General features: G+C 35.6%; 5 protein-coding genes. 1 reads left to right on the forward strand and 4 read right to left on the reverse strand.

What is annotated here, in order from left to right:
* Positions 1 to 289 precede the first annotated feature (289 nt).
* From ppc to V7124_RS16090, 3 genes are all read right to left on the reverse strand, one after another.
* Positions 290 to 3,052 (reverse strand): phosphoenolpyruvate carboxylase, encoded by a 2,763-nt coding sequence (gene ppc, locus V7124_RS16080; RefSeq protein ID WP_335410509.1) that lies wholly within the window; start codon positions 3,050 to 3,052, stop codon positions 290 to 292.
* Positions 3,053 to 3,194: 142 nt separating this feature from the next.
* Positions 3,195 to 3,644, reverse strand: coding sequence for a CoxG family protein (locus tag V7124_RS16085; RefSeq protein WP_335490875.1), 450 nt, complete (start codon positions 3,642 to 3,644; stop codon positions 3,195 to 3,197).
* Positions 3,645 to 3,745: 101 nt separating this feature from the next.
* Complete coding sequence (locus V7124_RS16090) at positions 3,746 to 4,348, reverse strand: hypothetical protein (protein WP_335410513.1); 603 nt, start codon at positions 4,346 to 4,348, stop codon at positions 3,746 to 3,748.
* 326 nt (positions 4,349 to 4,674) lie between these two features.
* Between V7124_RS16090 and V7124_RS16095 the strand changes: the two genes are divergently transcribed.
* Positions 4,675 to 5,253 (forward strand): hypothetical protein, encoded by a 579-nt coding sequence (locus V7124_RS16095; RefSeq protein ID WP_335410517.1) that lies wholly within the window; start codon positions 4,675 to 4,677, stop codon positions 5,251 to 5,253.
* Positions 5,254 to 5,323: 70 nt separating this feature from the next.
* On the opposite strand, the gene V7124_RS16100 is transcribed toward V7124_RS16095, so the two are convergent.
* The gene (locus tag V7124_RS16100; RefSeq protein WP_335410518.1) at positions 5,324 to 5,518 is read right to left on the reverse strand and encodes an IDEAL domain-containing protein; all 195 of its coding nucleotides are present in this window, start codon (positions 5,516 to 5,518) and stop codon (positions 5,324 to 5,326) included.
* Positions 5,519 to 5,634: the final 116 nt, after the last annotated feature.

Here is a 5,634-nt window from a genome sequence, read left to right on the forward strand (position 1 = left end):
ACTTGTTGTTTTGCCTGGACAATTTTTTCTTCAACTGCCATTTCTTATCCCTCCACATCAATCTTCCCAAGCAGGAATTTTCATTGAAACTTTATGATTACAACTTTAATCTTTTCTGGCTAAAATATATCATGTTGAATGTCGAGGAATTTGTCGAATTGCGCCAAAAAACGAATGAATATTCATTCATTTTTTAAAAATTCACAAATTGTTCAAAAAATTGTTTCACCAAAGCCTAAAAAAAAATCGCACCACCCCTTAATGGGATGAGTGCGATTTTTAATATACATCAACCTGTATTACGTAAACCAGCTGAGATACCACTAATAGTAAGAAGTACCTCGGTAATTAATTCTTCCGTTGGCTCGTCCTGACTTCTTAATTGCTTTATTAATTCCACCTGTAAAAAGTTTAAAGGATCCACGTAAGGATTTCGACGATAGACAGAGTCTTTAATATTTGGTGTGTGATCCAGCAGCTCTTTATCACCCGTTATTTTAAGAAGAATTTCTTTCGTTTTCTCGTATTCTTCTAGAATGTTGGAAAAAATTCGCTCAGCTATTTTCTGGTCTTCCACTAATGATAAATACTCCTTAGCGGTTGTAATATCCGCTTTCATCAATGCCATTTGGAGATTATCAATCGTTGACCGGAAAAATGGCCACTTTTCATACATCTGCTTTAATTGCAGTAAATTTCTCTCACTTTGTGAGGCATACCTCTCTAATCCAGTGCCTGCTGCATACCACGCTGGAAGGAGCTGCCTGCTTTGAGTCCATGCGAATACCCAAGGAATAGCTCTTAAATCCTCAAATCGACCACGATTTTTTCTACTCATTGGTCTTGACCCAATGTTTAAGTCCCCAAGTTCTCTTAACGGGGTTGCTTCATTAAAATAGGTTAAAAAGTCTGAATCACCAAAAACTAGTGATTGATATTTCTTAAGAGCAACGCTGGAAATCTCTTCAAGGGCTAACTCCCATGATTCATCCCTCAAGCTTCCGTGCTCTGCCTCATTTGATACATGTGCAGTTGCCAGAATGAGGGTTGACGTTGCCTGTTCTAAGCTCCGATAGGCAATGTCTTCAAGTAAATACCGTGAAGATAGTACTTCGCCTTGTTCGGTAATTTTTACTCCATCCCCAATTGTTTCTGAAGGTTGTGATAGAATACTCTTGTTTAATGGACCGCCGCCACGCCCCAGAGATCCGCCGCGTCCGTGGAAGAATTTCAATCCAATTTTATACTTGCTTGCCATCTCATGAATTTCTATCTGTGCTTTATATAGCTTCCAATTAGCTGTTAACGTCCCGCCATCCTTGCTTCCGTCTGAATATCCAAGCATGATTTCCTGTTGATCATTCATTACTTTCAAATGATTACGATATACCGGCATTTTGAACAATGTTTCCATAATCTTTGGGCCGGCAGTCAAATCATCAATGGTTTCAAGTAATGGAGCCACATTTAATTGGCTTTCCACAGTCCCATCCGCATGTAGTCGATAAATTCCAGTCTCTTTAGCTAGAACAAGAATTTCAAGTAAGTCACTTGGCGATTTTGTCATACTAACCAGGTAAACGGATATGGAACGTGAACCAAATTCTTTATGAGCATTTTTTATCATCTGGAAAACCTGAATCATTTGCTGTGTTTCAGGTGTATAATCTTCGTTTAATAGAAGAAGCGGCCGTGGGTCCTTTAAAATATTTTCTAATATTTTTATTTTATCTTCTTCATCAAGCTGTGCGTAATCCTCAGTAATACGTACTTTTCTAAGGATTTCTGTTATTGCTGCCTCATGCTCACCACTATGATTGCGAATATCCAGTGTAGCCAAATGAAAACCAAAAAGCTGTACCTGACGAATCAACTTCTGGATAGTTTTTAATTCATGTGCTGCAGGGTGATGTTTTTTTAAACTATTTTTGACTAAATTTAAATCTTCTAATAATTCTTCCGCAGAACGATAACCTAAATCAGATTTACCAACTTGTTTTAATCTTTCGATGATAATAGCGAATTTACGTCGATACACTTCTGTATTAACTGGCCATTTCTTATCATCTGTTAAAAACTTGCCCTCTTCTTCCTCTAAGGTTTGAATCAACTCTTGACTTACGTCTACTCGAGTTGTGGAATGACTATAGCGTTTCATAAGATCAATAAGGACATTTATATATTTCTTTAAAACGAGCTTGCGCTGCTTATGCAGCGTCTCCCAAGTAACTTCGGGAGTAACGTTTGGATTACCATCCCGGTCACCGCCAATCCATGATCCAAAACTTAGAAAGTTTGGAACGTACCATTTATTAGTGGAATAATTCCTTTCTAAACAATCCTCTACTTCACGGTGGATTTCCGGAAGGACTTCAAAAAGCGTTTGGTCAAAGTAATACAGCCCGTTACGTACTTCATCTATTACAGACGGTTTATTATGACGAAGTTCGTCTGTTTGCCATAAAATCGTTACTTCATTAAATAAACTTTCTTCTAGCTTTCTGCGTTCCCTATTTGTTAATAAAGGATGATCTAGATTTTTTAAAATCACCGCAATCCGCTGTTGTACTTCTAAGATAGAGCGCTTTTGTGCCTCTGTAGGATGGGCTGTAATGACCAGCTCAAGCGACAATTTGCTTAAGACATCTTGAATCATCTCTTCGCTAACATTGTTTTCCTTTAGAAATAGAATGGCGCTCTCGATCGAATCGGGTTGAACGATTGTATCGTCTTCCAGTTGATATTGGCGTCTTCTCCGAATACGATGATTTTGTTCGGCTATGTTTATCAAATGAAAATACATTGAAAACGCTCGAATCACTTGTTTTCTCATTGGGCTGCTTAGATTTGTAATCTCTTGCTTTAATTCATCATAAATTTCACTATCATAAAAGTTTCTAAGTGTTTTACACATGAGACGGATTTTTTCTACTTTATCTAATAGTTCGGTACCGCCATGATTGACAAGGATTTCACCAAGAATTTGCCCAAGTAGCTTAACGTCCCGCCGTAGTGGAAGACTGCTGTCATTTACCTTCAATTCTGTATTCATGCTCTCACCTTCCCTGTACTAGTTAATAGACTAAACTAAATTTTTTATTTATTAATATAACATATCTTTTAGCCTCTGGTACAAGTTTTTTAAATTATTAAAAAAAACAATCCGAATTATTTCCGGATTGTTAAAGGGAATCTTATCTTTGACTAAATTCTTCAAGCTTCGAAGAAATGGCTGCTGCAACCTCTTCTGTTGATTTAGGAATCGCATTTTTAAAAAGGGAATTTGCCAATGAACCAAGAGCACCACTTGCATTAATTTCGAGAAATCCTATGATTCTCGTTTTATTCTTATTAAGTGCTTGAGCTTCAAAATAACCTTCACCAATATATTTTTCATTCGTACGCCTCAATTCGAAGCTTACCCTGGCAGGTTCATTCCATTCTTTAATATCAATAACTAGACTTACCTTTTTTTTCATTATGCCAAGGTCACTTTTAAATTCACATGTGATGAGACGGTCGTTTATGCGCTCATGCTGAATATATCCAGGTACGAGTGGTGCCCAATTATTTGCATCCCTGATGAAGTCCCAAATTACATTAACAGGGATAGCTAGTTCTATTTGTTGCTGTTCACTAGGCATTTTGGTATCCCTCTTTCGTATAAAATGTAAAAGACCTTCAATTGGCTGAAGGTCTTTTACATATTTATATGAGTATAAGTGCCTTTATAGAAGATTAAATTCTAGATAACTTCCACTCTATCCGTACTGAATTCGCGATAATAATTTGGGTGAGCTAAATCATTGATCATATGTTCATTAGCTTCATCAAAATAAGCAGATAATTTGCCTTCATAAACTAATTCCAATGAAGATGATTCTTTAATATCGTCTGGAGTAACAAGTGAAAGTGGCTTTTGTTTATTGATTTTTACGCCAGATTCCTCAAGAAGGGCAGCAACGAAATGAGAACAAAAGAATGCATTTTTTCGATCTAACTCCAAATTGAACATCACAGCAAAAAGTCCTAATAAATTATAGCGATACTCGCCTTTATTTTTTTCAATTTCAATAATTTTTTGATAAATCTTATCGTATTGTTTTTCTGAAATGGTACAGCAGTAAATCGCACAATCTGCATTACGGAATATTCCCCCACGGATATTCTCTCTAACAAAGCCAGCCAGGAAAGGATTACGAGGTCTTTTTCTTCCAAAACTATAGACATCCCATAATTGATCATCTAGTGCAATGGAAGCATGATTATGCGGCTTCTTTGTATATAGTTTAATAATTTTGGTTAAAACGGTCCCCGTATCAGTGAGAAGGACGTAAACCTTCCTCATCCCATCTTCCCCCTTCATTTATCTATAGGAAGGGATTTTCTTCGCAATATCCCTATTTTTCATCGCCCATTTGAATATGAGTTAATCTCTATTTCTCTATTCCTCTATTTCTCTATTCCTATCATACCGTACTTGTCTTCATTCATAAACAATCCCAAGAATTATTTTAGACTAAGACCTAAGACTTATACGGTAAACAGTTCCATCTTATATATAATAATTAAATTCCTCAAAGAAACACATTTTTCCTGTTTTTTTATAAAAATTTCCCATTTTTAATCATCCAAGCATAAAATAATACATTCAAGACGTAAGGAGTGTAACAAATGGGACTCTATATTAATAACAACAAATATCCTGACGTGTTTAAAAATCAGGAAAAGATACCTGAGCCAAACCAAAAGTTAGTCCGAATAGATAATCTTACAGAAATTATAGACGAACAGCAACAAGCAAATGTTTCATTAATTAATTCCATCAATGAGATTAAGAATCAGTTTCTAAATCAAGAGGTTGTGCAAGCAAGTCACTGGGATAAAGTCACAAATCAGTTGAATGAACTTACAATCAGCAACCAAAGTCATAAGGAATATGAAGAATTAATCATTGATTTATTAAAGACTCAAGAAGAATTACAAAAACAATTAGCAGAAAAAATTAGAAAACAGGAAGAATTTCAGACAGAGGTATTCACTCGATTGGAACAACAAGAGGCGCTAACCGAGAAAATTTTCCGTCAAGTTAATCATATTCGCTCGATTCTTTTTGAGCGTACGAACTATCTAGCAGAAAAGATTGATGAAGGTTACAAGATGACCTCTTCATATGTTTATAATCTCATGACTGGCTCTGACCAGCCTATTACCTTTTATTTAATGAACAACAAAAAGCAAAAGAATAAATAAGAACAAAAGAAGCCCTTTCAAGTGAGAAAAGGGCTTCAAATATGAGATATATGTCTGTTAGCGAACATTTCTATGAGATTTTCTTTAGTTCCTCTGATAACTGGAGGAAAGCTTCCTTATTTCTTTCTTGTAAGGAGAGGTCGATTTCCTTACGGAGTACTTCTCTTCTAAATTCAATCATGGCGTGGTTTAAAAACATTTCAGCAAGTACAGAATCGTTGTTTTCATCTGTCTGTTGTGGTGAATTTAATAATCTCTTTTCCATGGAAATCAACTCCTTGACCTTTTTCTTATTATACTGTTAGTTTTCTAAAAATTCAAATATTTTGTTCGTTATAATTAAAAAATTTTTTCTTGCGGTTTAGCTGTGCTTAAACTTGG

It is taken from the genome of Neobacillus niacini (genome assembly GCF_036961885.1).
Classification (GTDB): Bacteria; Bacillota; Bacilli; order Bacillales; family Cytobacillaceae; genus Neobacillus; species Neobacillus niacini_H.

What these genes read in the sequence shown, in the direction of transcription:
- ppc (WP_335410509.1), bottom strand. Translation starts at nt 3,052, where the DNA reads ATGAATACAGAATTGAAGGTAAATGACAGCAGTCTTCCACTACGGCGG.
- V7124_RS16085 (WP_335490875.1), bottom strand. Translation starts at nt 3,644, where the DNA reads ATGCCTAGTGAACAGCAACAAATAGAACTAGCTATCCCTGTTAATGTA.
- V7124_RS16090 (WP_335410513.1), bottom strand. Translation starts at nt 4,348, where the DNA reads ATGAGGAAGGTTTACGTCCTTCTCACTGATACGGGGACCGTTTTAACC.
- V7124_RS16095 (WP_335410517.1), top strand. Translation starts at nt 4,675, where the DNA reads ATGGGACTCTATATTAATAACAACAAATATCCTGACGTGTTTAAAAAT.
- V7124_RS16100 (WP_335410518.1), bottom strand. Translation starts at nt 5,518, where the DNA reads ATGGAAAAGAGATTATTAAATTCACCACAACAGACAGATGAAAACAAC.